The following is a 22,818-nucleotide window of genomic DNA, read 5'->3' on the forward strand; positions in this document are numbered from 1 at the left end:
GCTCAGAGGTCCAGGGCGTACACCGGCTCGTCCTCGTCGGCCATCTCGCCGGTGGGGACGAAGCCCAGCGCGAGGTAGAAGGGCGCCGGGCTCCCGCTCCCGTTCCTGGCGCTCACCTTCAGCACCGTCGCGCCCTGCGCGCGGACGTGCCCGGCGACCAGGGCCACCACTCGGCGGCTGATCCCCCGACCCTGGGCGGCGGCGTCGACCATCAGGCGCCACAGCATGTACCCCGGCTCCTCGGCGGAGTCCCACAGCATCACGAAGCCGACCAGGCGCCCGCCCGAGCGCACCGCCCGGCACCAGGCCTGCGGGTGCACGTACGCCTCGGCGATCGAGACGGCGTTCGGTGCGACGAAGCGCTCCTGGCCGGGCGCGAGACGGAGCTCGCACACCGCGCGGACGTTCCCGGGGGTGAGCGGTTCCAGCTCGACGGCGGCCACGGTCACCGCCCGGGACGGCCGGCGCGTACGGCGGGACCACAGCAGGTGCACACACCGTCGCCGGCGGACGCCGGGGACCACGGTGTGTGCACCAGCTGCGGATCGTCCGCCGTCATGTCGCCGACCTCAGCAGAAGCCCGGCGTGCCGAGCCAGGCGACCTCGGCCGGCGGGACGTCGTCGCGCAGCACCGCGCCCTCGATGAGCCCGTACGGCCGGTCGTCGGCGTGGTAGACGACGTCGGGGTTGTCGAGCCCGAACGCCGAGAGGTCCTGCAGGAAGTGGTGCCTGTTCGGCATCGACATCCGCACCTCGGCGACGTCGGGCACGCCCTCGAGCACGGCCTCGCCCATCGCGTACAGCGTCTGCTGCAGGGCGAGCGAGTGCGTGGCCGCGAAGGTCTGCAGCAGCGTCGTCCGCACGCGGTCGAAGCAGGCGTGCCAGTCCAGGTCGGTGCCGGTGTAGCGCCAGCGGGCGGTCACCGCGGTGGCCAGGATGCGGTCGCGCGTCTCGGTCAGCGTCGTGTACCGGTCGCGGGGGAAGCCCCGGAACTCCGAGCCGGTGGTCTTCAGGACGACGAGGTCGCTCAGCCCGGCGAGCACGTGCACGTCGTCCCCGTCCACGGTGACCACCGCCGTCCGCACCTCGCCGCCCGGCCGCCGGAACGCGTGCTCGTGCGGCTGCCCGCCGACGGCGATCCGCTCCCAGCCGTAGGACTCCACGGCCACCCGCGCGCCGGTGATCCAGTCGTAGGACCCGGCGAGGTGGCGGGCCAGGCGCAGACCGAACGCCTCCGGTGTGCCGACGCCGTCGCGGGCGAAGGCGAAGACGGTGTTCTTCTGCGCGTCCGTCGTCAGCACGTGCGCGTTGTCGCCCGCGGTGTGCGCGGCGGCGAAGTCCCCGCGCAGGCTGCTGCTGACGTTCAGGTCCACCAGCTCGTGGCGGGGGGAGCTGCGGTCGACCGCGACGACGCGGACCTCCGCCTTCCCGTACTGGTTGGGTCCGAGCACGATCGCCATGCCCGCAGCCTGCCCCACGCGGGTTGCGCACGTGTTGCACGTGGAACCGGCGGGTCAGGAGCCCCGGTACGTCGAGTACGCGAACGGGGAGAGCAGCAGCGGCACGTGGTGGTGCGCGTCCGGCTCGCGGACGGCGAAGGTCAGGGTGACCTCGGGCCAGAACGCCGCCGTCCCCCGCGCCTCGAACCACGGGCCGGTGGCGAAGACCAGCCGGTGCGGCCCGGCGGCCGTGGCCTCCCCGGTCAGCCGGCAGCGGCCGTCGGCGTCGGTCACGCCCTCGGCCAGCAGGGAGCCACCGGCGAGCAGCCGGACGGCGATCCCCTCGGCCGGCCGGCCGGCGACGGCGTCGAGCACGTGCGTCGAGACGCTCATGCGCCCACCAGCCCCCGCACCCGCAGTTCGCTGATCTGCGCCAGCTGCTCGACCACCTCGGCGCGCTCGGTCTCCTCGTCGTTGCCCAGCCGCCGGCGCAGCTCGCCGAGCAGCTCCTCCGGGGACCGGCCGGCGGCGCGGACGAGGTAGACGTGCCCGAAGCGCTCCTCGTAGGCCCGGTTGCCCTCGGCCAGCGCGGCGCGGGTGTCCTCGTCGGCACCGCCCACGGACGCCTGCTCCCGGCGCGACGCCACCGCCTCGGCCGAGGAGCCCTCCACCCGCTCGCCGATCCTCGGGTGGGCGGCCAGCGCCAGCGCCACCTCGTCCCAGGGCAGCGCGCGGGCCACCTCCCCGGCGCGGCGGACCAGCGCGTCGGCGTCGGGGAAGGGGCGCCCGGCGACCAGCCCGGCGGCGAAGCGCGGCGCGGCGTTGCAGGCGCGCAGCTGCGCGACGACGGCGTCGGCCGGCCCGGTGTTCAGCTCGTCGAGGCGGGACACGGTGACAGGATGTCAGCCCGGTCGGCAGGAGGAGGGTGCGTGCTGGACGACGCCGTCTACGCGGAGCTGGACCGCCGGCTGGCCCCGGTCGACGCCGCCCGCCTGGCCGCCTGGCCCGGCCAGCGACCCGGGCGGCAGCCGGTGCACACCTGCTACGTGCCCGCCGACGCCGTCGTCCCCGGCGTGGCCGCCGCCTGGGGCGCCGCCGCGCTGGCCGCCCTGGACGAGCACGGCCTGCCCGACCTGGGCCACCCGCCCGCGCTGCTCGAGGAGGTCCTCCCGCGGGTGCGGGCCAAGCTGGCCGCCGAGCCGGTCGAGGACCTGCGGGTCGACGCCGAGGACGGCTACCGCGGCCGGCCGGAGGACGAGGACGGCGACGTGCGGGCCGCCGCGGCCGCCGTCGCCGCGGACGTCGCCGCCGGGACCGCCCCGCCGTCGGTCGGCATCCGCGCGAAGTCGCTGGAGGGCCCGACCCGCCGCCGCGGCGTCCGCTCCCTCGACCTCTTCCTGGGCACCGGTCCCGCCTCCGGCGCGCGAGCGGCGGTCGTGACGCTGCCCAAGGTGACCGACGTCGAGCAGGTGCGCGCCCTCCTCCCCGTCCTCGACGCGCTGGAGTCCGCGCACGGCGTCGCGATCGACCTGGAGCTGCAGGTGGAGACGCCGCAGGCGGTGCTCGGCGCCGACGGCGCGGTGACGCTGGCCCGCATGGTGCACGCGGCGGGCCCGCGGCTGACCGGGCTGCACTTCGGCACCTACGACTACAGCGCCGCCCTGGGCATCGCCGCGGCGCACCAGGCCTCCGACCACCCCGCCGCCGACCTGGCCAAGCAGCTGGCGCAGGTCGCCGTCGCCGGTACGGGGGCCGTCGCGGTCGACGGCTCGACCAACGTGCTGCCGGTGGGCTCCCGCGAGCAGGTGCACGCGGGGTGGCGGGTGCACGCCGGCCTCGTCCGCCGGGCGCTCGAGCGCGGCCTGTACCAGGGCTGGGACCTGCACCCGGCGCAGCTGGTCACGCGGTACGTGGCCACCTACGCGTTCCACCGCGCCGCGCTGCCGGCGGCGGCCGCCCGGCTGGCGGCCTACGCCGAGCGGGTCGACGGCGGGGTGCTCGACGAGCCGGCCACCGCCCGGGCCCTCGCCGCCGGGGTCCTGCGCGGCCTCGACTGCGGCGCCGTCGACGAGGCGGAGGTCGCCGCGGCCGGCGCCCCGGACCGCCCGGCCCTGGAGGCACTGGCCGGCCGACGCGCCTGACGGCCGCGTCGGCGGGTGGCCCGGGGCTGCGCTTAGGCTGCTCCGCGTGGTGACGCGGTGACCCGGGACGCGCCCTCCTCCCTTTTCGCCGGCGGCGGGGAGGTGGGCCGGGAGATGGCCGCGCGGGACTGGGCCGACACCCCGGTGGGCCCGCCCGAGCAGTGGCCCGCCGCGCTGCGCAACCTGGTGCGCATCGTGCTCACGTCGCGGTTCTCGATGTGGGCCGCCTGGGGCCCCGAGCTGTCGTTCTTCTACAACGACGCCTACCGGCGCGACACGCTGCAGGGCAAGCACCCGTGGGCGCTCGGCCGCCCGGCCGCCGAGGTCTGGGCCGAGGTCTGGGACGCTGCCGGCCCGCGGATCGAGTCGGTCCTGGCCACCGGCGTGGCCACCTGGGACGAGGACCTGCTGCTGTTCCTGAGGCGCAGCGGCTACCCGGAGGAGACGTACCACACCTTCTCCTACAGCCCGGTCGACGGTGACGACGGCCGCACCACGGGGATGCTCTGCGTCGTCACCGAGAACACCGGCCGGGTCCTCGGTGAGCGGCGGATGGCCGGCCTGCGCGACCTGGCCGCCGCCGTGGCGGCCACCCGCACCGAGGACGACCTCCTGGCCGCCGTCGGTGAGCAGCTGGGCCGCAACCCCGCCGACCTGCCCTTCAGCGCCACCTACCTCCTCGACGACGACGGGACGGCCCGCCTCGGCGCCGCGACCGGCCTGCCCCCGGACTCGCCGGTGGCCCCACCGGCGCTGCCCGCCGACGGCGCGGACACCGTCTGGCCGGTGGTCCGGCTGCGCGCGGGCGAGGAGGTCGTCGTCGAGGACCTCGGGCAGCGGTTCCCCGGCCTGCCGACCGGTGCGTGGCAGCGGCCGCCGGAGCAGGCCGTCGCCGTCCCCATCACCGCCTCGGCACCGGGCGGCGCCGCGGTGGCCGGCTTCCTCGTCGTGGGACTCAACCCGCACCGGCGCCTCGACGACGCCTACCGCGGCTTCCTCGAGCTGGTCGCCAACCAGATCGCCTCGGGCCTGCTCAACGCCCGCAGCCACGAGGCCGAGCGGCGCCGCGCGGAGACCCTGGCCGAGCTCGACCGCGCCAAGACCGACTTCTTCAGCAACGTCAGCCACGAGTTCCGCACCCCGCTGACGCTGATCACCGGCCCGGTCGCCGAGCTGCGGTCCTCCCCGGTGGTGGCGGCCGACGCGCGGCTGGCCGAGGAGCTCGAGGTGGTCGAGCGCAACGCGCTGCGGCTGCAGAAGCTGGTCAACACCCTGCTCGACTTCTCGCGCCTGCAGGCCGGCCGGATCGAGGCCCGGTTCGAGCCGGTCGACCTCGCCGCGGTCACCGCGGAGCTGGCCAGCGTCTTCCGCTCGGCGTTCGACCGCGCCGGCCTGGCGCTCACCGTCGACTGCCCGCCGCTGGGCCGGCCGGTGCACATCGACCGGGACATGTGGGAGAAGGTCGTCCTCAACCTGCTCTCCAACGCCCTGAAGTTCACCTTCACCGGCGGCGTCACCGTGCGGCTGCGGGAGGCCGGCGGGGAGGACGGCGGGAGGGCGCTCCTCACCGTCAGCGACACCGGCACCGGCATCCCGGCGGGGGAGCTGCCGCGGCTGTTCGAGCGGTTCACCCGGGTCTCCGGCGCCCGCGCCCGGTCCGGCGAGGGCAGCGGCATCGGCCTGGCGATGGTGCGCGAGCTGGTCGGCCTGCACGGCGGGTCGATCGACGTCGCGAGCACCCCCGACGTCGGCACCACCTTCACCGTCGCCGTACCGCTGGGCACCGGGCACCTGCCCCCGGACCGGATCGTGCCCACGGCGCCCGAGGCCCCGGGCGTCTCGGCCGCGGCCGCTCCCTACGTCACCGACGCGCTGCGCTGGCTGCCCGGTCCGGCCGGCGACGTCCCCGAGACGGTGCCGGAGAGCCCCACGGGCCGGGCCGGGCGGGTGCTGGTCGCCGACGACAACGCCGACATGCGCGACTACGTCGCCCGGCTGCTGGCACCCGCGCACCGGGTCCGTGCCGTCGGCGACGGGCAGGCCGCGCTGGAGGCGGCGTTCGCCGACCCGCCCGACCTCGTCGTCAGCGACGTGATGATGCCGGGCCTGGGCGGCGTGCAGCTGCTGGCCGCACTGCGCGCCGACGCCCGCACCTCCCGGGTGCCGGTGGTCCTGCTCTCGGCGCGCGCCGGCGAGGAGGCGGCGGTCGAGGGGCTGGCCGCCGGCGCCGACGACTACCTGGTCAAGCCCTTCTCCGCGCAGGAACTGCTGGCCCGGGTCGACGCCCACCTGCAGCTGGGCCGTGCCCGCCGGGAGGCCGAGGAGCGGTTCACCGCGATGGCCGACCTCGCCCCGGCGCTGATCTGGGTGGCCGACGGCACCGGCCGGCGGGTGTTCCTCAACGCCGGCTGGTCGGCCTTCACCGGCCGCCCGGTCGAGGAGGAGCTGGGGGAGGGCTGGCGCGCCGGCCTGCACCCGCAGGACCGCGACCGCTACGCCGCCGCGGTCGGCACGGCCGCGGGGCGCGGCGAGGGCTGGGAGGTGGAGTTCCGGCTCCGCCGCGCCGACGGCGCGTACCACTGGCTGCTCGAGCGGGCCGTCCCGATCGGCGGGGACGGCGCAGCCGCCCGGACCGGCGGGTACGTCGGCAGCTGCACCGACATCAACGCCCGCTACCGGGAGACCGAGCGGCAGATGCTGCTCGCCGAGCTCGGCGCCGTCCTCGACCGGGAGACCGAGGTCGACGGGCAGCTGGCCGCGCTCGCCCGGCTGGTCGTCGACCGCCGGCTGGCCGACGTCTGCACCGTCCGGGTCGTGGGGGACGACGGGCGGCTGCGCTACGCCGGCCGTGCCGGCGTCGACGACGCGACGACCCGGGTGCTCGACACCCTCGAGCCGCACGGCGGGCTCGGCCGGGCGGTCCTCGAGTCCGGCACCACGGTGCTGCGCCCGCACCTGACCGGGCCCGGCGACGGCGGCGTGCGGCTGGACCTGAGCTCGGCGCTGGTCGTGCCGCTCACCGTCCGCGGGCGGGTGCGCGCCGTGCTGGCCCTGGGCCGGCAGGACGACGCCCCCTCCTTCCACGAGGACGACCGGGCCCTCGCGGAGGAGGTCGCCGCCCGCGCGGCGCTCGCGCTCGACAACGCGCTGCTCCTGGCCGACGAGCGGGCCACCGCCCGGCGGCTCGGGCTGCTGCAGCGGGCCACCGCGGAGCTGTCCGCGGCCACCTCCCCGGTGGACGTCGCCCGGGCGGCGGCCGGCCACGTCGTGGCGCTGACCGGGCACGGCAGCCGGGTCGGCGTCTTCGAGGTCGACGACGCCGGCCGCGCGCTGCGCCTGCTGTCCCTCAGCGGCGCGGAGCCGGAGGCCCGGCAGCGGTGGGCGGAGATCCCCCTGTCCGCACCGCTGGCGGTGACCACCGCGGTCACCGAGCGGCGGCCGGTGTGGGTCGAGGACGCGGCCGACTGGCCCGGCGCCCGCGGCGGGCAGGCGACGACGCTCGCCGCGCTCGGCCTGGCCTCGACCGTGGCGCTGCCGCTCCTGGTGGCCGGCCGGGTGGTCGGCGTCATCGGCGTCGGCTTCCCCCAGGTCCGCCGGTTCGGCGGGGTCGAGCGCGCCATGCTCCTGGCCGTCGCCGAGCAGTGCGCGCAGGCCCTGGACCGCGCCCGCCTCTTCCGCGCCCAGCAGAGCATCGCCTCCACCCTGCAGCGCGACCTCCTGCCGCAGCGGCTGCCGCAGCTGGAGCGGCTGGCCCTGGCCGCCGAGTACCTGCCCGGCGCGGTCGGCACCTCCGCCGGTGGCGACTGGTACGACGTCGTCGAGCTGGGCAGCGGCCGGGTCGCCGTCGCCGTCGGCGACGTGGTCGGCCAGGGCCCCTCGGCGGCCGCGGTCATGGGGCAGCTGCGCAGCGCGCTGTCCACCGCCCTGCTGCAGGGCAGCCCGCCGGCCGAGGCGCTGGAGCTGCTCGACCGGTTCGCCGCGCGGCTGCCCGGCGCGCTGGCCTCGACGGCGGCCTGCCTGGTCCTCGACTGGGAGGCCGGCACGGTGCGCTGGGCCCGGGCCGGCCACCTGCCGCCGCTGCTGGTCGCCGACGGCACCGCCACGCTGCTGGAGGACGGGGCCGGCACCGTCCTCGGCGCGCCGGGACGGCCGCCCTACACCGAGGGCAGCGCCGCCGTGGCGCCCGGGACGACCCTGCTGCTCTACACCGACGGCCTCGTCGAGCGGCGCGGCGAGGTCCTCGACGTCGGCCTGCAGCGGGTCACCGAGGCGACCGCCCGGCTGGCCTCCGCCGACCCGGCCCGGCTGACCCGGGCGCTGCTCGCCGAGGTGCTCGACGCCTCCGCCCTCCCCGACGACGTGGCCCTCATCGCCGTCCGGGTCACGCCCCCGCCGGTGCACGAGAGCCTGCCGGCCGATCCCCGGCGGCTGAGCCGGGTGCGCCGCACGGTGACCGCCTGGGCGCGGGCCGCGGGGTTGTCCGAGGACGGCGTCGACGACCTGCAGCTGGCGCTCGGCGAGGCACTGGCCAACGCCGTCGAGCACGCCTACGCCGCCACCGGGGGGACGGGCCGGTGCGAGTACCGGCTGGCGCGGACCGCCGACGGCAGCATCGACGTCTGCGTGCGGGACGAGGGCGTGTGGCGCCCGGTGCCGGCCGACCCCGGTCACCGCGGCCGCGGGCTGGCGCTGATCTCCGCGCTGGCCAGCGAGGTCGAGGTCGCCCGGACCACCGACGCCCGGGGCGCCGAGGGCGCCGGGACGACGGTGCGCTTCCGCTTCGTCCCGGCCGGCCCCGGCCCGGCCGACCCGCCGGTCCGGGGGCCGCGGGTGCCGCCGGATCCCGACCCGGCCGGGCTGGCGGTGCACCGGGACGCCGGCGGCCTGCGGCTGGTGGTCACCGGCGAGGTCGACCTCGCCGTCACCCCGGCACTGCGGGCCGAGGCGCTGCGGGTCCTGGAGGAGCTGCCGGCCGGTGCGCAGGCGGTGCTGGACCTGACGACGGTCCCCTACCTGGCCAGCGCCGGCGTCGGTCTGGTCCTGGAGCTGCAGGCCGCGGCGGCCGCCCGGCGGGCGGTCCTGGACGTGCGGACGGCGCCGGGGTCGGCGCCCGCACGGGTGCTGACGCTCGGCCACCCGGACCGCGACCGTCCGTAGCCGGCACCCCCCGGGAGGGTGGTGTGGACCACCCCGGGAGGAGGGTCCACCGGGGGTGTCCGACAATGGGGGAGTTGGGGCCGGAGCAGTTCCGGTCCGGAGGGGTCGAGGGGCCTGTGGAACCAGGGGCGGGGGGCTCCGCCATGCAGGGGGAGCCGGGCGGTGCCGCGCTGCGGCGCACGTCCGGCACGCCCACCCCGCGATCGGGCTTCGCCCACGGCGCCGCCGAGGTGGCCTCCTCCGCCGAGGCGGTCGCCGTGGCCGCCGCGTTCGTCGAGGAGGGTCTCCGCCAGGGGGACCTGCCCGTGCTCGGCTGCCCGCCGGAGTCGGCCGAGGCCGTGCGCCGGGCGCTCGGCACGCGCGTCGGCCCGGTCGAGGACGACGCACGCATCTGCCTGGTCGGGGTCCGGGCGCCCGACGCGTTCGTCGTCGTCCGGCGCCTGCTCGAGCGGGCGCGGGGGACCGGCTCCGGCCGGCTGCGGATCCTCGCCGAGCCGCAGTGGGGAGCCGACCGCCGGCGCTGGCGCGAAGTGCAGCGCTACGAGTCGGCGGCCAACGCCCTGATGACCGGCACCCCCGTCACGGCGATGTGCCTCTACGACCGGGAGCGGCTGCCGGCGGAGGTCCTCGCCGGTGCCCGGCAGACCCACCCCGAGCTCGTCGCGGACGGCGTCCGGGCCGCCAGCCCGGACTTCCGCCGGCCCGAGCGGTACCTGCGCGACCTCGGCGTCGCCCGGGAGCCGGTCGAGGCCGGCGAGCCGGTGTTCGCCGTCGACGCCGCACCGACCCTGCCCGCCCTCCGCGGCGCCCTGCGGCAGGTCCTCGCCGAGGAGGTGCCCGACGAGGACCAGTGCGCCGACCTGCACCTGGCCGTCAGCGAGGTGGCCGCCAACGCCTTCCGGCACGGCCGGCAGCCGGTGTCGGCCCGGGTGTGGGCCGACGGCGACGCCCTCGTCTGCGCGATCAGCGACTCCGGGCACACCTTCGACGACCCGCTGGCCGGTTTCCTGCCCGCGCACGGTGACGACCTCGGCGCCGGTGGCATGGGGCTGTGGCTGGCCCGCAAGCTGTGGGACTCCGTCGACCTGCTGGCCGGCGAGCACGGGCTGACCGTCCGGCTGAGCACCACCCTGGTGACCCCGCGGTCCTGGGCGGGCGTCGCTTGACGCTGTCGATCGCTCACTGCTGAGCTACCTCGCGTGGAGGACGCCGTCGACCTCATCCTCGAGCAGTGGGCCCGGGAGCGTCCCGACCTCGACTGCTCGCCGATGGGCGTCATCGGCCGCATCTCCCAGCTGCAGCGGGAGGTCTTCCTCGCCCAGCGCGCCACCTTCGCCCGCCACGGCCTCGACGTCCCCTCCTTCGACGTGCTGGCCGCGCTGCGCCGGGCGGGGGAGCCCTACCAGCTGACGCCGACGGCGCTCATGCGCACGGCGCTGGTGACCTCCGGGGCGATCACCCAGCGGCTGGACCGGCTCGAGGAGCGAGGGCTGATCACGCGCACGCGCAGCCAGTCCGACGGGCGGGCCGTCGTCGTCACGCTGACCGCGGCCGGGCGGGCGGCGCTGGACGCCGCGCTGCCCGACCACCTGGAGACCGAGCGCGGCCTGCTGGCCGGGCTCTCCGACGACGACCAGCTGCGACTGGCCGACCTGCTGCGCCGGTTCCTCGTCACGCTGGGGCGGCTGCCGCAGCCGCCGTGACGGGACGGCGGCGTCCGTGCCGAGCCGGTGGGTCAGGGGACCCCGGGCACGTCGCCCGGCCGCAGGTCGGCGCGCACGCGGACGTAGCGCAGCGGGTGCCGGAACACGCCGGCCTGCAGGGCGGCGTCCGCGCTGACCTCCACGACGACGTCGGGCTGCACGCGGGTGAGCGCCACCGACAGCCGGCCGCCGCCGAAGCGGCCGGTGCCGATCCGCTCGGGCCAGGGGTGGTCCGGCCCGGCGGGGGTGAGCACGGCGGCCAGCTCCGCGGCGGCGGCGGGGGACAGCGGGCCGGTGCGGCCGACGACGACCAGCTCGCCGTCGCGGTAGCGGCCGGCGACGAGCTGGCCGGGGCGCCCGAGCGGGCCGATCACCCCGCCGGCGAGGACCTCGGTCGTCTCCCAGGACTTGACCTTGAGCCACTCACGGCGCCCGCCGGCGTACCGGGTGGCCGCGCCCTTGGCGACCAGGCCCTCGACGCCGAGCGGCCGCAGGTCGGCGGCCCAGCCGCGCGCCTGCGCGGGGTCGGCGGTCACCGGCGAGAGCTGCAGCGGCGGCGCCCAGCGCTGCGCGAGCTCCTCCAGGCGGGTCCGGCGGGCGCGCAGCGGGCGGCCGCGGAGGTCCTCGCCGCCGGCGGCCAGCAGGTCGAAGGCGACGTAGGAGGCCGGGTGCGCGGCGGCCTGGGCGGCCATCCGGGACGGCGCGGTGACCATGCGGCGCTGCAGCAGCCCGAAGTCCAGGCGCTCGCCGTCCCAGACGACGACCTCGCCGTCCAGGACCGTGCCGGCGGGGACCTGCGCCAGCGCGGCGGCGGCGACGTCGGGGAAGCGGTCGGTGAGGTCGCGGCCCTGCCGGGACCACAGCCGGGTGCCGGCCCGGTCGCGGACGACGACCAGCCGGTAGCCGTCCCACTTGGGCTCGTACCGGCAGCCGCCGGGCAGCGCGTCGCCCTCCGGCAGGTCGCGCACGGGCTTGGCCAGCGCCACCGCGACCGGTCCGGCCAGGTCGGGCGGCAGGCCCGGCAACCCGGGGACGGAGAGCGGCACCGGGACAGCCTCGGGGCTGCCCGCTCTCCGCGCAGGCCCCTGCGCTGCGGGCTCACCCCTTCGTGGCAGGTGGAGGACCCTGCTGCCCCCGCCGTTCGCGAGCTCGCGGCGGGCCCCTGCAGCGGGCTCAGCGGGCGCGGGCGAGGAGGAGCAGGGCGTAGGCGGCGAGCGAGGGGGCGTCGGTGAGCCGGCCCTCGCGGACCATCGCGCGGAACTCCGCCTCGGTCACGAACGCCGTGGCCATGTCGGCCTCGGTGGCCTCCCGGGCGGTCGGGCCGGGCGTGAGCCCGGTGGCCAGCCACACGTCGAACTCCTGCGTGGACAGGCCCGGCGCCAGGTCGAGGTGGCCGAGGTGCTCGAGCCGGCCGGCCCGCAGCCCGGTCTCCTCGGCGAGCTCGGCGCGGGCCAGCTCCTGCGGCGTCCCGTCGCGGCCCGCAGCCCAGCCGCCCTGCGGGAACTCCCACACCCGGCGCGCGACCGGGTGGCGGAACTGCTCGACCAGCCAGAACCCGTCGCGCTCGGCGGGCAGCACGATCGCGAAGTCCGGCTTCTCGACCACGCCGTAGACGCCGGTGGAGCCGTCGGCGCGCTCGACGGTGTCCTCGCGCACCCGCACCCACGGGTTGCGGTAGACCTCCCGGCTGCCCGTCGTCCGCATGCAGCCGAGCCTGACAGAGGCGGACCATGGGCGAGGAGGTGGTCGGGTGACCGAGCGGAAGCCGCAGGGGGTCTCGTTCGAGACCTGGGTCGAGCGGCAGATCCACCAGGCGCAGGAGCGCGGCGACTTCACCGGTCTGCGGGGTGCCGGCAAGCCGCTGCCGAGCTGGGACCCCGACGAGACCGCCTACGACTGGGCGGTGGCCAAGGCCCGGCGGGAGGGCATCCGGCCCGCGGACATGCTCCCGCCCGGGCTGGCGCTGCGCCGGGAGCGCGACGAGCTGCCCGAGCGGGTGGCCGGCCTGCCGTCGGAGGCCGCCGTCCGCGCCGTGGCCGAGGACTACAACGCCCGGGTCGAGGCCTTCTGGCGCCGCCCGCAGGAGAGCCGCTGGTCGCCGGTGCCCGGCCTGGCCGACGTCGAGGCGCTGGTCGAGGGGTGGCGGCTGACCCGCCCACCGCCGCCGCCCGCCGTCGAGGCGCCGCCGCCCGGGCCGCCGCCGCGCCGCCGCCGGTGGTCCCTGCGCCGTCGCCCGGGCTGACGGCGCACCGCCGCGACGATCACGGAGTGGGGACCACCTCCCGGGCCTCCGGAGTGGTCACGACTCCGTGATCGTCGGCGATCTCCCGCCGATCGGGTCGGTCAGCGGCTGCGGAGGGCGGTGAGCTGCACGGCGGCGAAGCCGGCGACGACGGCCGCCTGCAGCAGCACCCACACGGTGCCGGCGGTCGTGAGGTCGAACCGGTCCGTCACCACGGCGCCGACGCTGGCGGCCGCCCACAGCAGGTTGGCGCCGACGACGACCCCGGTGGCGCCGGCCGAGATCGCGGGACGTGCGGCGACCAGCCACACGCCGGCCGCGTACGCCAGCAGGAAGGCGCCGAGGCCGCGCAGCACCCCGGACGGGACGCCGAGCAGGCCGGTCAGCAGCGGTGCGGCGGCCAGGTAGGCGGCGCCGTTGGCGCCCGTGACGACGGCGTCGAGGCGCAGCGCCACGCGGAGCAGGTCGAGGGTGCGGGGGCGGGTGGCTGTCGTTGTCATGCCGACGACCGTGGCGTCGCCGGGGAGGCGCGTCGATTACCTCGCAGGTAGGCGACGCCGGACGCCGTCGTCGCTAGCGTCCGCGCCGTGACCACCACCCTGGCGCCCCCCGGACGCCCGCCCGTGGGCGTGCTGCTGCGGCAGTGGCGGGTCCGCCGCCGGCTGTCCCAGCTCGACCTCGCCGGCGACGCCGGGGTCTCGGCGCGGCACCTGAGCTTCCTCGAGACCGGGCGGGCCCGCCCCAGCCGGGAGATGCTGCTGCGGCTGGCCGAGCAGCTGGAGGTCCCGCTGCGCGAGCGCAACGAGCTGCTCCTGGCCGCCGGCTTCGCCCCCCGTCTACGGCCGCCGCGGCCTCGACTCCCCCGACATGGCCGCCGTCAGCCGGGCGCTCGACCTGGTGCTCACCGCCTACGAGCCGTACCCGGCGGTCGTCGTCGACCGGGCGTGGGAGCTGGTGGCGGCCAACGCGAGCGTCGCCGTGTTCACCGACGGCGTGGCCGCGCACCTGCTCGAGCCGCCGGCCAACGTGCTGCGGCTGAGCCTGCACCCCGAGGGCCTGGCGCCGCGGATCGCCAACCTGCCGCAGTGGCGGGCGCACCTGCTGCACCGGCTCGGCCGCGAGGCCCACCTGACCGGCGACCCGGGGCTGGCCGCGCTGCACCGCGAGCTCGCCGCCCTGCCCGGCGGCACCGACCGCTCGACGCCGGACGGCATCGCCGTCCCGCTGCGGCTGCGCACCGGCGACGGCGTCCTGTCCTTCCTCGGCACGGTGACCACCTTCGGCACCGCCGTCGACCTGACCGCCGCGGAGCTGAGCGTCGAGGCGTTCCTGCCCGCCGACGAGCACACCGCCGAGGTGCTCCGCGGCTGACCGGGCGCCGGCCGTCTAGGAGCGCGCGCGCAGGGCCAGCAGGGCCGTGACCCCGGCGCAGACCAGCGGCACACCGGCGACGAGCCCCAGGTCCCCGGCGCCCGCCGGCCCGCCCGTGGCGACGACGCCGGCGGCCAGCCCGCCCACCGCCACGGCGGCACTGGCGATCAGCGAGGAGCGGCGGGCCTGCGGGGTCCCCCGCCGCGTGAGCGCCGCCGCGACGAGGCCGAGGACGGCCACGCCCAGCAGCAGGCCCCCGGCGGTGCGCTCGTCGGGCCAGTCCGAGACGGCGGCGAGGAGGTAGCCCAGCACCCCCACCACCGCGGCCGACGCCAGCCAGCTCCAGGGCAGCGCGGCCCGGGCCCAGCGGGCCGGTGTCGTCGTCGTCGCGGTCATGGGATGACCTCCCGTCCTCGTGGTGTCGCGGTGGTGCCGCCATCGTCGTGGGCCGCGGGCGCGCCGTCACCGGTCCCCGGCCCGGCCCGGCCCCGTCCTCCGGGACGAGGCGGACCCGGCCCGCGGGACGATCCGGCCGGTCCGCGGCGTCACCAGCATCCGGAGGACCGGGCACCCACGGTCGCGGCTCCCCCGCGGGGTGCGCCCGGCGAGGAGCGGTCGCATGGCGCAGGTGCCCGGCGCGGTGCGCCTGCCCTCCGACCTGGTCTACGCCGGGATCGCCGTGGTGTCGGCGGGCATGGCGCTCGTCGAGGGACCCCCCGTCGTGCCGGTGGTGGTCTGCCTGGCGCTGGTCCTGGTCCCGTGGGTCCTCGTCGCCGCCGGCGTCGACCTGCCGCTCGCCCTCTTCGCCGTCATGGCCGTGGCCCCGGTCGTGCCCGTCGTGGCCTGGTCGGGCGTCGGCAGCGCCCTGTTCCTCACCACCGCCGCCGCCAGCCGGGTCGCCAGCCGCTCCGACCGGCGCCCGCTGGTCGGGCTGACCACCCTCGCGGCCGCCGCGGTGCCCTTCGCCCCGTTCGCCGGCCTGCTGCCACCGGACGTGGGCGAGGCCGAGCGCGGCGCGGGCTCGCTGTACTTCGCCTTCGGCACCGTGCTGGGCGTCCTGGTGGGGATCCTGCTGCACCGCGCCGCCGTCCTCACCGACGACCTGCGGGTCGCCCACGAGCGCCTGGCCGAGGCGGCCGCCCGCCAGGAGCGGCAGCGGATCGCCCGTGACGTCCACGACCTCGTCGCGCACTCGCTGACCGTCGTCGTGCTGCACGTGGGCGGCGCGCGCCGCGTCCTGCGCACCGACCCGCGGGCCGTGGAGGGGGCGCTGGAGGAGGCCGAGCGGGTGTGCCGGGAGAGCCTGGACGGCATCCGCGGCGTCGTCGGGCTGCTGCGCTCCGGGCAGGAGGAGCGGCCGGTCGTGTCCCTCGACCTCGCCGAGCTCGTCCGCGGCTACCGGGCGGCGGGCCTGCCGGTCGAGGTGCACACGAGCGGGGACCCGGGGTCGCTGCCCCTGGTGGTGCGGGTGACCCTGCACCGGGTCGTGCAGGAGGCGCTGGCCAACGCCGCGCGGCACGCGGGCGCGGCTCCGGTCGAGGTCCGGGTGGTGGTCGGCGACGCCGGCGTCGAGGCCCGCATCGCCAACAGCCGCCCGGACGCCGGCCGGGACTCCGCCGGCCCTGACACCGCCGGCCCCGCGGGCAGCGGCCACGGGGGCTTCGGCCTGGTGGGGCTGCGCGAGCGCGTGGCCTCGCTGGGCGGGGAGCTGACCGGCGGCCCGGACGGCGACGCCTGGGTGGTCCGGTGCTCGCTGCCCCGGCACGGCGCTCTCCGGGCCGGCGACCGGCCGGCGCCGTCCCCGCTGGGGGGTCGCGGGTGAGCGCCGGCGTCCGGATCCTGCTGGCCGACGACCAGGCGATGGTCCGCGCCGGGCTGGCGATGGTGCTCGGCTCGGAGGACGGCTTCCGCGTCGTCGCGCAGTGCGAGGACGGCGCCGGGGTGCTGCCCGCCGTGCGGGTCCACCGGCCCGACCTGGTGCTGCTGGACGCGCGGATGCCGCGCGTGGACGGCCCGGAGGCCACCCGCCGGCTGCGTGCCGAGCCGGGCGCGCCGCCGGTGCTCGCGCTGACCACCTTCCACGACGACGAGGTCCTGTGGGCGGCGCTGGACGCCGGAGCCGCGGGCTTCGTGCTGGAGGACAGCCCCGCCGAGGTGCTCGTCGACGCAGTCCGCGTGGTCGCCGCCGGCGGCGCCTGGCTGGACCCCCGGGTGCTGCCCCGCGTGCTGGAGCGGGCCCGCGGCCGCCCGGCCGCCGGTGCGGGCAGGGCGCTCCTGAGCCGGCTCACCCCCCGGGAGGCGGACGTGCTGCGCCTGGTCTGCCGGGGCACCAACAACGCCGAGATCGCCGTCGCCCTGCGGATGGGGGAGCGGACGGTGAAGTCCCACGTCTCCGCTGTCCTCGCCAAGCTCGGCGCCCGGGACAGGGCGGCCGCGATCGTGGCCGCCCACGACGCCGGGCTGGGCGGCTGAGCCCGGAGCGCGCCGGGTTGACGGTCCCCGGGCCGGGTACCGGCCGGTCAGCCGAGCGAGGAGGCCGCCATGACCGAGGTGCCGGGCACCGACCGCGACCAGGCGAGGGAGAACGTCCTGCAGGAGACGCCCCTCGTGCCGGAGGGCGTCGAGGAGGACACGTCCACCGACGGCGACGAGGGCCAGACCGGCGACGACGCCAAGCCGGAGCCGGGCAGCACCGAACTGGGCACCTGACCACCTCCGCCCGGCCCGCGCCGTCGGCGGACGGCTCGCCGGGCGGGTGCCGCTGGGCACGAGCACAGTGGTGGCCTGCGCCACGTCGGACGAGGGGAGCAGCCCGATGACGCCGGGCGCCTAGCTCCCGGGTCCTCCTTCAGAGGACGTCGAACTCGTTGGACGTCGCCCCGCCGGACAGCAGCGCGTAACCGGGACCGCGGTCGAAGAACGGCTCGTCGCCGGTGCGGGCGGCCCGCACCGAGGCCCGCAGCGCGTCGGTCGCCCCGGGGTCGGCCGTGCCGTCCCCGCGCACCACCACGCCGTAGTCCTCGCGCGCGCCGGACACCGAGACCTTGCGCCAGGCGACGTCCCGAAGCACCTCCTCGACCGGCCGCTCCAATGGGTCTCCCCACCCGCCGCCGCCCGTGGTCCGGATGCGGACGACGGTCCCGGCCGGCAGCGGCTCGGCGTCGGCCAGGGCGTCGACGTCGTGCTCGTCCGGACCGCCGGGGTCGACGGTGACCTGGAACGGCCGGCCGGCGCGACCGCCGTTCACGCCCCAGCAGGACAGGATCGAGCGGTCGGCGATCGACATGAAGTGCGCGTCGCGCAGCACCCGGACGTGCTTCTCGTAGCCGCACCCGCCGCGGTACCGGCCCGGTCCTCCCGAGTCGAGCGCCAGGCCGAGCCGCTCCACCCGCAGCGGGAAGCGGCTCTCGGTGAACTCCGTCGGCAGGTTCCGCGAGTCCGGGACGACGTGGATGGTGTCCTCGCCGTCGGCGTACCACCGCCCGCCCGAGCCGCCGCCGAGCACCTCGCGCATGAGGTAGGGCTGCCCGTCGGCGTCGGTGCCGTACACGCCGGTGTAGCGGATCGTCTCCTGGTCGGCCGGCATCCGGCCGCCGGTGGCCTTGGCCAGCACCCCGGCCAGCACGCCCAGCAGCCGCAGGATCACGAACGTCCGCGCGTTGGTCGGCGCCGGGAAGACCGGCGTGAGCAGCGTGCCCTTCTCCGGGAACCGCATCCCGATCAGCGGGACGACGCCCTCGTTGACGTCGAGCTCGGCCATCCGCTCGGGCGTCTCGGCGAGGTTGCGCAGGATCGGCGCCAGCCACTTCTTGAGGAAGTTGCCGTCGGCGTAGTCGCCGCAGTGGTTGATCGGCCCCTTGGCCTGCGGGCCGGTGCCGGTGAAGTCGATGGTCAGCGGGACGTCGGCGGCCGAGTCCATGGTCAGCGTGATCCGCTGGCGGTGCAGCTTCGGCGGGTCGACGCCGTCGTGCTCGGCGTAGTCCTCCCACACGTAGGTGCCGTCGGGGATCTGCGACAGCACCTCCCGGCGGTACACCTCGGTCGAGTTGGCCAGGATCGCGTCGAAGCACGCCTCGACGGCGGCCACCCCGTACCGGTCGAACAGCTCGCCGAGCCGCCGCGCGCCGGCCAGGCAGGCGGAGCACTCGGCGTCGAGGTCGGCGGCCAGCGAGTCGGGCATCCGCGAGTTGCGGGTCATGATCGCCAGCGCCGCCTCGTTGCGGACGCCGCGGTCCCACAGCTTGATCGGCGGGACCATCAGCCCCTCCTCGAACACGCTGGTCGCCGCCGACGGCATCGACCCCGGCACCGCGCCCCCGATGTCGTCGTGGTGGCCGAACGCCTGCACGAACGCGACCACGGCCGGGGCGCCGTCCACGTCGGCGAACACCGGCACCGTCACGCACAGGTCGGGCAGGTGCCCGATGCCGCCCTCGGAGAGGTAGACGTCGTTGTGGAAGAACACGTCGCCGGGGTGCATGGTCCGCACCGGGTGGTCGCGCACCACCGGGTGCACCAGCGCCGAGTACGAGCGGCCGGTGAGCTTGCGCAGCTGCCGGTCGTGGATGCCGGCCCGGAAGTCGTGCGCGTCGCGGATCATCGGCGAGCGCGACGTCCGGCCGATGGAGGTCTCGACCTCCTTCTCGATCGCGGCCAGCGTGCCGGCGACGATCTCCACCAGCACCGGGTCGGCGGCTCCGGGGGTGCCATCAGCGCGGTGCCGGCTCATGCGGCCCTCTCGATCAGCAGGTTCCCGTGGCGGTCCACGGTCGCGGCGAAGCCGGGGTGCACCGGCACGGTCGAGCCGTACTCCTCCACGACCGCCGGTCCGGCCACGACGTCGCCCGGCGCCAGCAGGGTGCGGTCGTACGTGGGCGTCCGCGCCCACTCGTCGAAGCAGACCCGCCGCGCGCCGGTGACGGCGCGCTCGACCCCGCCGTCCCGCGCGGGCAGCCCCACCACGTCCGGACGGCGGATCGGCCCGATCCCGCTCACCCGCAGGTTCACCCACTCGACGGCCTGCCGCGGGTCCTCGGCGAGGTCGTAGCCGTAGAGCTGCCGGTGCGCGGCGTGGAAGGCGGCGGCGACGTCGTCGGCCGCCGCGGGGGTGAGCTCTCCGGCGGCCACCGGCACCCGCACCTCGAAGGCCTGGCCGACGTAGCGCAGGTCCGCGCTGCGCTGCACCTGCTGCTCCGCCCGCGCGAAGCCCTCGCCGTCCAGGGCGGTGCGCGCGGCGTCCTCCAGGGCGGCGAAGCCCGCGCGCACCCGGTCGAGGTCGAGGTCGGCGTGCCGCTGGATCGCCGTCTGCACGTGGTCGTTGCGGACGTCGACCGTCAGCAGCCCGAACGCGCTCACGTTGCCCGGGTTCGGCGGCACCAGCGTGCGGGGGAGGCCGAGGACGTCCATGAGCCGGCAGGCCAGCAGCGAGCCCGACCCGCCGAAGGTGGTGAGCGTGAAGTCGCGGACGTCGAGGCCGCGGGCCACGGTGACCTGGCGCAGCGCGTTGGCCTGGTTCCACGCCGAGATCTCCAGGATGCCCAGTGCGGTCCGCTCCAGCGACAGCCCCAGCTCCCCGCCGAGCGCGGTGAGGCCCGTGCGGGCGGCGTCGGCCGACAGCGGGATCTCCCCGCCGAGCAGGTGTGGCGGGATGCGGCCGAGGACGACGTGCGCGTCGGTGACCGTGGGCTCGGACCCGCCGGCGGGGTAGCAGACGGGGCCGGGGTCGGCACCGGCCGAGCGCGGGCCGACCTTGAGCGTGCCCTCGGGGGAGAGCCAGGCGATCGAGCCGCCGCCGGCGCCGACGGTGACGACGTCGATCATCGGGATCTTCGACGGGTAGTCGCCCACCGAGCCCTCGGTGGTGAGCGCCGGCTCGCCGTCGACCACCACCGTGACGTCGGTCGAGGTGCCGCCGCCGTCGAGGGTGAGCACCCGGTCGAAGCCGGCGGTCCCGGCGATCAGCGCGGCACCCAGCGCCCCCGCGGCCGGGCCGGACAGCATGGTGGTGATCGGCTGGTGCACGACCTCCTCGGCCGACAGCACGCCGCCGTTGCTCTTCATCACGTAGAACGGCACGCCGGGCGCGAGGCCGTCGAGCCGCTCGCGGATCGCGGTGACGTACGCGCCCACCCGCGGCTTGACCGCGGCGTCGACCAGGGTGGTGACCGACCGCTCGTACTCGCGGTACTCGCGCAGCACCTGCGAGCTGATCGACACCACGGCGTCCGGGTGTTCCACGTGGAGCACGTCGAGCACCGCCCGCTCGTGCGCGTCGTCGGCGTAGGAGTGCAGGAGGCAGACGCCGATGGTGGTGACGCCGGCGTCGCGGAAGAACCGGGCCGCGGCGACGGCGTCGTCCCGGTCGAACGGGCGGACCTCGGCACCGGTGGGGTCGAGCCGGCCGCGCACGGTGCGCACCAGGTCGGCCGGGACGATCCGCGGCGGCTTGACCCAGAAGTAGCTGTTGCCGTAGCCGTCGGGCACCGACTGGCGGGCGATCTCCAGCACCGACTCGTAGCCCTCGGTGGTGATGAAGCCGATCCGGTCGAGCCGGCCCTCGAGCAGCTGGTTCGTGGCGACCGTCGTCCCGTGGCTGACCGCGGTGACCGCGCCGCCGTCCAGGCCGAGTGCACCGAGCACCTTGCCGACGCCGGTGAGGAACCCCTCGGCGGGGTCGGCCGGCGTGGACGGCGTCTTGGTCGTCGTCGTCGCGCCGGTCGCCTCGTCGACGGCGACGACGTCGGTGAACGTCCCACCGGTGTCGATGCCGATGCGGACACGGCGCGGTTCCATGCGCGGACACCTTAGAGCTGAGGTACCGCTCGGGGAAGCACCGGCCGGCGGGTCGCTGGGCCGCCGTCACCCTCGTCGCGTCGGGGCGGCTACCCCTCGGTCCCGCCCTCGACGGTGCCGGTCGAGCGGCCGAAGTCCTCGACAGCGGCTCCGCCGGGGTTCGGGCGTTCGACGTCGTCCGTCCCGGGACGCTCACCGCCGTCCGTCCCGGCCTCGACGTCACCGTCGTCGTCGAAGCCGCGCAGCGCGTCGTCGGGAGCCAGGAAGGCGTCGTCGGGACCGGTCATGGCCTCTCCTCGGTCGATGTGGACGTCCTCGAGCAGTACCCCGCGGAAGGCGGTCAGGCACCCGGCGGCCGCCTCCGTCTTCCGCCCGGTACCTCGGGGCCGAGGCACCGGCGCCGGGAGGGACGTCGTACCGGCCGCGCCGGATCGACGGGCCGCGGCGCGCGTGGTGTCATGCCCTCCGGCGCGTCGCTGCGGACGCGCCGCGGAGGAGGTGACATGGCCAGCGGACACAGGGGGCGCCGGGCGGTGTCCCGGCCGGACGGCCCCGACCGCCGCGGGCCCGGTGCCGGGCCCGGCGCACCGGGTTGAGTGGACGGCCGGCTGGCACGTGAGTTCGTCGAGGGCACGGACGCCCTCGTCTGCGTCGTGGGCGGGGACGGGCGCGTCCTGCTGGCCAACCCGGCCCTGCAGCGGCTGACCGGGCGCTCGGCCGAGGAGCTGCTCGGCCGCCCGTTCTGGGACGTCTGGGTGGTGCCCGAGCACCGGGAGCTCGCCCGCGACGCCATCGAGCGCGCGATGGCGACCGGCCGGGCACACCCGCAGGAGGGCGACTGGCTCACCGGCGACGGCGGGCGCCGGCTGGTGTCGATGCACAACCACGTGCTCACCGACGACGACGGCCGGCCCTACGCGGTGGCCTGCGTGGGACTCGACGTCACCGACCAGCGGCGCTGGGAGGCGCAGCTGTCGGAGCGGGCCCGCACCGACCGGCTGACCGGCATCCCGAACCGGGGCACGTTCTTCGAGGAGCTCGGCCGCCGGCTGGCCCCCGACGGCAGCGAGGTGTGCGGTGTCCTGTTCTGCGACCTCGACGGGTTCAAGGTGGTCAACGACGTCCACGGCCACGCGGTCGGCGACGCCGTCCTCGTGGAGGTCGCGACACGGCTGCGCTCGCTGATCGGACCCGACGAGGTCGTCGCGCGGTTCGGCGGCGACGAGTTCGTGGTGCTCTGCCCGGGCTGCGACGACGAGGACCTGGCCCGGCTCGCCGACCGGGTGGAGGAGCAGGCGGCCGCCCCCGTGCCGACCGCGGCCGGTCCGCTCGTGGTCGGCGTGAGCGTCGGCGGGGCGGTGGGACACCCCGGGGACTCGCCCGACGCGGTCATCGCCCGTGCCGACCGGGACATGTACGGGGCCAAGACCCGGCAGCGCCGCCGGTCGGAGCGGTGAAGGCCCTCGCCCCTCGCCACTCGCAGGCTCGCGTCGGGGCCCGGCGAGGGGGCCGTTCCCGCAGCTACCGGCGGGGCCGGCCGATCCCGGTGGCGTACAGGACGGCGAGGACGGCCCCGGACGGCGCCATCCAGATGAACCACGGGTAGACCGGCTCGAGGGCGCCGAGGGAGACCAGCGTCCACACCACCAGGTTCACCGCGAGGACGCTGGCCCAGACGGTGGTGAGCACCCGCATGGTGGTGCCGCCGGGGGTGGCGGAGAAGACCCGGTGCCGCGGCGCGGGCGGCGGCGGGGGCGGCGGCTCGGGCAGGTCACGGGTGACCCGGTCGAGCTCGCCGCGGGTGCGCGCCGCCCACACCGCCTGCACCCGCTGGTCGAACTCGGACAGCTCCAACTGGCCGTGGCCGACTGCCCGGCGCAGGTGCTCCTGCACCGCGCTGCGCTCGGCGTCGGACACCCGCAGTTCCTCGGCGCGGACCGGTTCCGTCATGGCAGGCATCGTGGCACCGCGGC

At 77.1% G+C, this 22,818-nt stretch carries 22 protein-coding genes and 1 pseudogene; 11 read left to right on the plus strand and 12 right to left on the minus strand.

The features are described 5' to 3' along the window. Positions 1–2: 2 nt before the first annotated feature. From JOD57_RS26295 to uraD, 4 genes are all read right to left on the minus strand, one after another. The gene (locus JOD57_RS26295) at positions 3–443 is read right to left on the minus strand and encodes a GNAT family N-acetyltransferase (RefSeq protein ID WP_204692367.1); all 441 of its coding nucleotides are present in this window, start codon (positions 441–443) and stop codon (positions 3–5) included. Positions 444–569: 126 nt separating this feature from the next. Then, on the minus strand, positions 570–1,460 hold the full coding sequence (gene pucL, locus JOD57_RS12790) for a factor-independent urate hydroxylase (RefSeq protein ID WP_204692368.1): 891 nt from the start codon (positions 1,458–1,460) through the stop codon (positions 570–572). A gap of 54 nt (positions 1,461–1,514) precedes the next feature. Further along, positions 1,515–1,832: a hydroxyisourate hydrolase gene (gene uraH / locus JOD57_RS12795; RefSeq protein WP_204692369.1), complete on the minus strand. Its 318-nt coding sequence runs from the start codon at positions 1,830–1,832 to the stop codon at positions 1,515–1,517. Continuing rightward, the gene (uraD, locus tag JOD57_RS12800) at positions 1,829–2,329 is read right to left on the minus strand and encodes a 2-oxo-4-hydroxy-4-carboxy-5-ureidoimidazoline decarboxylase (RefSeq protein WP_204692370.1); all 501 of its coding nucleotides are present in this window, start codon (positions 2,327–2,329) and stop codon (positions 1,829–1,831) included. The genes uraH and uraD overlap by 4 nt, the downstream gene beginning before the upstream one ends. Before the next feature lie 39 nt (positions 2,330–2,368). Between uraD and JOD57_RS12805 the strand changes: the two genes are divergently transcribed. The 4 genes from JOD57_RS12805 (at position 2,369) to JOD57_RS12820 (ending at position 10,440) form a co-directional block, all read left to right on the plus strand. Continuing rightward, positions 2,369–3,580 carry a DUF6986 family protein gene (locus JOD57_RS12805; RefSeq protein ID WP_204692371.1) on the plus strand — a complete coding sequence of 404 codons (1,212 nt, stop codon included), beginning with the start codon at positions 2,369–2,371 and terminating at the stop codon, positions 3,578–3,580. A 57-nt stretch (positions 3,581–3,637) separates the two neighbouring features. Further along, positions 3,638–8,737, plus strand: coding sequence for a SpoIIE family protein phosphatase (locus JOD57_RS12810; RefSeq protein ID WP_204692372.1), 5,100 nt, complete (start codon positions 3,638–3,640; stop codon positions 8,735–8,737). Between the two features lie 143 nt (positions 8,738–8,880). Next, positions 8,881–9,903: an anti-sigma factor RsbA family regulatory protein gene (locus JOD57_RS12815; RefSeq protein WP_204692373.1), complete on the plus strand. Its 1,023-nt coding sequence runs from the start codon at positions 8,881–8,883 to the stop codon at positions 9,901–9,903. 33 nt (positions 9,904–9,936) lie between these two features. Continuing rightward, complete coding sequence (locus tag JOD57_RS12820) at positions 9,937–10,440, plus strand: MarR family winged helix-turn-helix transcriptional regulator (protein ID WP_204692374.1); 504 nt, start codon at positions 9,937–9,939, stop codon at positions 10,438–10,440. Between the two features lie 32 nt (positions 10,441–10,472). On the opposite strand, the gene JOD57_RS12825 is transcribed toward JOD57_RS12820, so the two are convergent. Next, positions 10,473–11,486 carry an ATP-dependent DNA ligase gene (locus tag JOD57_RS12825; protein ID WP_204692375.1) on the minus strand — a complete coding sequence of 338 codons (1,014 nt, stop codon included), beginning with the start codon at positions 11,484–11,486 and terminating at the stop codon, positions 10,473–10,475. 127 nt (positions 11,487–11,613) lie between these two features. Then, positions 11,614–12,144, minus strand: coding sequence for an NUDIX domain-containing protein (locus JOD57_RS12830; protein ID WP_204692376.1), 531 nt, complete (start codon positions 12,142–12,144; stop codon positions 11,614–11,616). Positions 12,145–12,190: 46 nt separating this feature from the next. Between JOD57_RS12830 and JOD57_RS12835 the strand changes: the two genes are divergently transcribed. Beyond that, on the plus strand, positions 12,191–12,682 hold the full coding sequence (locus tag JOD57_RS12835; protein ID WP_204692377.1) for a DnaJ family domain-containing protein: 492 nt from the start codon (positions 12,191–12,193) through the stop codon (positions 12,680–12,682). A gap of 101 nt (positions 12,683–12,783) precedes the next feature. On the opposite strand, the gene JOD57_RS12840 is transcribed toward JOD57_RS12835, so the two are convergent. Beyond that, positions 12,784–13,182, minus strand: coding sequence for a hypothetical protein (locus tag JOD57_RS12840; RefSeq protein WP_204692378.1), 399 nt, complete (start codon positions 13,180–13,182; stop codon positions 12,784–12,786). A 129-nt stretch (positions 13,183–13,311) separates the two neighbouring features. Between JOD57_RS12840 and JOD57_RS25395 the strand changes: the two are divergent. Continuing rightward, a pseudogene (locus JOD57_RS25395) lies at positions 13,312–13,431 on the plus strand (helix-turn-helix transcriptional regulator); the annotation flags it as partial. 118 nt (positions 13,432–13,549) lie between these two features. Next, entirely contained in the window at positions 13,550–14,053 is a 504-nt protein-coding gene (locus tag JOD57_RS12845) for an MmyB family transcriptional regulator (protein ID WP_239568430.1), read from the plus strand. Between the two features lie 15 nt (positions 14,054–14,068). Here the strand turns inward: JOD57_RS12845 and JOD57_RS12850 are convergent, their stop codons facing one another. Then, positions 14,069–14,449, minus strand: coding sequence for a hypothetical protein (locus tag JOD57_RS12850; RefSeq protein ID WP_204692379.1), 381 nt, complete (start codon positions 14,447–14,449; stop codon positions 14,069–14,071). 223 nt (positions 14,450–14,672) lie between these two features. Between JOD57_RS12850 and JOD57_RS12855 the strand changes: the two genes are divergently transcribed. The 3 genes from JOD57_RS12855 (at position 14,673) to JOD57_RS12865 (ending at position 16,762) form a co-directional block, all read left to right on the plus strand. After that, complete coding sequence (locus JOD57_RS12855; RefSeq protein ID WP_204692380.1) at positions 14,673–15,875, plus strand: sensor histidine kinase; 1,203 nt, start codon at positions 14,673–14,675, stop codon at positions 15,873–15,875. Further along, entirely contained in the window at positions 15,872–16,525 is a 654-nt protein-coding gene (locus tag JOD57_RS12860) for a response regulator transcription factor (protein WP_307824656.1), read from the plus strand. The genes JOD57_RS12855 and JOD57_RS12860 overlap by 4 nt, the downstream gene beginning before the upstream one ends. A 69-nt stretch (positions 16,526–16,594) precedes the next feature. Further along, positions 16,595–16,762: a hypothetical protein gene (locus JOD57_RS12865; protein ID WP_204692381.1), complete on the plus strand. Its 168-nt coding sequence runs from the start codon at positions 16,595–16,597 to the stop codon at positions 16,760–16,762. Between the two features lie 139 nt (positions 16,763–16,901). Here the strand turns inward: JOD57_RS12865 and JOD57_RS12870 are convergent, their stop codons facing one another. The 3 genes from JOD57_RS12870 to JOD57_RS12880 form a co-directional block, all read right to left on the minus strand. Beyond that, on the minus strand, positions 16,902–18,782 hold the full coding sequence (locus JOD57_RS12870) for a hydantoinase B/oxoprolinase family protein (protein ID WP_204692382.1): 1,881 nt from the start codon (positions 18,780–18,782) through the stop codon (positions 16,902–16,904). After that, positions 18,779–20,845, minus strand: a complete 2,067-nt coding sequence (locus JOD57_RS12875; RefSeq protein ID WP_204692383.1) for a hydantoinase/oxoprolinase family protein — start codon at positions 20,843–20,845, stop codon at positions 18,779–18,781. Before JOD57_RS12875 ends, JOD57_RS12870 begins: the two co-directional genes overlap by 4 nt. A gap of 89 nt (positions 20,846–20,934) precedes the next feature. Next, positions 20,935–21,132, minus strand: a complete 198-nt coding sequence (locus JOD57_RS12880) for a hypothetical protein (RefSeq protein ID WP_204692384.1) — start codon at positions 21,130–21,132, stop codon at positions 20,935–20,937. Between the two features lie 309 nt (positions 21,133–21,441). Here JOD57_RS12880 and JOD57_RS12885 point away from each other — a divergent pair, with 309 nt between their 5' ends. After that, a complete protein-coding gene (locus tag JOD57_RS12885; protein WP_204692385.1) occupies positions 21,442–22,302 on the plus strand; it encodes a GGDEF domain-containing protein in 861 nt (286 codons plus the stop codon). Between the two features lie 64 nt (positions 22,303–22,366). Here the strand turns inward: JOD57_RS12885 and JOD57_RS12890 are convergent, their stop codons facing one another. After that, on the minus strand, positions 22,367–22,795 hold the full coding sequence (locus JOD57_RS12890) for a DUF1707 SHOCT-like domain-containing protein (protein WP_204692386.1): 429 nt from the start codon (positions 22,793–22,795) through the stop codon (positions 22,367–22,369). Between the last annotated feature and the right edge of the window lie 23 nt (positions 22,796–22,818).

The sequence above is a fragment of the Geodermatophilus bullaregiensis genome, assembly GCF_016907675.1.
Lineage (GTDB): Bacteria > Actinomycetota > Actinomycetes > Mycobacteriales > Geodermatophilaceae > Geodermatophilus > Geodermatophilus bullaregiensis.